This is a genomic window from Streptomyces sp. NPDC002130 (assembly GCF_040296465.1).
GTDB lineage: Bacteria > Actinomycetota > Actinomycetes > Streptomycetales > Streptomycetaceae > Streptomyces.
Genome location: NZ_JBEOXI010001240.1, coordinates 1 through 1,053, shown reverse-complemented (window position 1 = coordinate 1,053; position 1,053 = coordinate 1). Strand labels below are relative to the sequence as shown.

General features: G+C 56.8%; 2 protein-coding genes. Both read left to right on the top strand.

The genetic code is table 11. The features are described from left to right. Window positions 1–211 (top strand): hypothetical protein (locus ABT116_RS49940; RefSeq protein WP_351648401.1); only part of this gene is annotated, 211 nt, incomplete at its 5' end. 31 nt (window positions 212–242) lie between these two features. Next, entirely contained in the window at window positions 243–902 is a 660-nt protein-coding gene (locus tag ABT116_RS49935; RefSeq protein ID WP_298776997.1) for a hypothetical protein, read from the top strand. The last annotated feature ends 151 nt before the right edge of the window (window positions 903–1,053 follow it).

The window sequence follows — 1,053 nt, the reverse complement described above, 5'->3', positions numbered from 1 at the left end:
AGCAACAGCAGCATTATTCGCTGAATCACAGTCACGCTTCGTGATAACTGTAAAACGTGAAAATAAAGAGGCGTTTGAAAAAGCGGTAGAAGCAATCCAAGTTGGAGAAGTAACAAGTACAAATGAAGTACACGGAGGTCGTGTCTCCATCACGCTCAGCGACCCCGCGCTCTGGAATGGCACGTACGTCACCGGTTTTCAGCGCTGGTGACCTAGCTCGATCCATAGGGGAGACCGTCGAAATGAAGCTGAAAATGGGCCAACTGGTTGCATCCGCGACACTGGCCTCCGTGCTGCTCCTTTCGGGCTGCAATGAGACGGTCTCCGGTGCTCCGGTCGCCACAACCGTTGCCCCCACGTCAACCGAGTACAAGACCACCCTGGTTCCGCTTCCTGGAGTGGATTACCAGCGCTTTGAATGGCCCGGAACCGACACCCAGGTTCTCATGCCACTCGTGGACGGTTGGCAATTCCACTCCAATTTCGATGAGGACGTCGGTGACGGAGAGGGAGTCATTCTCTACAACTCGACTGGTCTCCCTGAGGGCCGGATCACTTCCGGAACAATCGCTTTCAACTCCTGGGAGAAGAAGTACGCCAAGGACGAGGAGCAGGCCACCGTCCAGGCTTATCAGGACCTGGCTCGGCTGGACGACTTCAAGCTGATCGAGAAGAAGAAGACGAACGCCAGCGGATGGGACGCGACAGTGGGAACTGCGACCTTGACTTTCAAGGATCCTGGCGCGGACCGTAAGCCTTTCTTCATCACCTTCGCCATCTACTCTCGGATGGAAGGTGGTCAGGCGAAGTCCTTCACGATCATGGCCCAGGACGAGTACGGCGATATTCAACAGGTCCAGGACTACAAGTTGAAGTTTGTCACCACCCCGCTGTTTCAGTGACGGGACCGGGAGCTCGGAGATTCGTACATGTTCCTCGTCTAGGTAGCCGGCGCTTCGGTGATAGCGTCGGCGGTGACGAGCATGTCGATTCCGGCCCGCACTTCACCCTCGAACGCTGGTCCGCCGGCACGGCGACGCCCTGGTCCTACCG

Coding starts and splice junctions, on each gene's coding strand:
- ABT116_RS49935 (WP_298776997.1), top strand. CDS start 243: ATGAAGCTGAAAATGGGCCAACTGGTTGCATCCGCGACACTGGCCTCC.